The following is a 418-nucleotide window of genomic DNA, read 5'->3' as shown; positions in this document are numbered from 1 at the left end:
CTGGATGGTGTCGGCCACCACCTGCGTGCAGCCGTTCTTGCCGGAGAAATTGCCTAGATAGTTGACCTGCTGCTTGGGAAAATAAATCGCCCCCGTAAGCGAGGAGGTGGCGGTGCCGTTGAAGGTACTTTGCGTAGTGGTGCCGGTCCTGTCGCCATAAAACAGTACCCCGGAATACGTGCCGGAGGTCGGCGCGCTCATCGTCACGGTGGCGTTCCCGTTCATGCTGACGGTGTTGCTGCCCGACATATAGATGGTGACGCCACTGCCCGAGATCACTGCACCCGCGTTGATCTTCATATTGCCTTGGAGGACATAGACGCCCGGCGCGAACGTGACGTCGCCGCCGAGGTTCATACCACTACAGTAAGTTCCTGGCTGGAGAGTTTGCGTCGTTTTGTTGCCGTTAACGTTCTTG

The 418-nt window shown here is 57.7% G+C and carries 1 pseudogene; it reads right to left on the bottom strand.

Annotation, left to right across the window (positions count from 1 at the left end):
• Positions 1-357: pseudogene (locus tag EOA27_RS40110) on the bottom strand (hypothetical protein); the annotation flags it as partial.
• Positions 358-418 lie beyond the last annotated feature (61 nt).

Source organism: Mesorhizobium sp. M2A.F.Ca.ET.037.01.1.1, from assembly GCF_003998075.1.
Taxonomy (GTDB): domain Bacteria; phylum Pseudomonadota; class Alphaproteobacteria; order Rhizobiales; family Rhizobiaceae; genus Mesorhizobium.
This window is presented reverse-complemented; position numbering and strand designations above follow the sequence as displayed.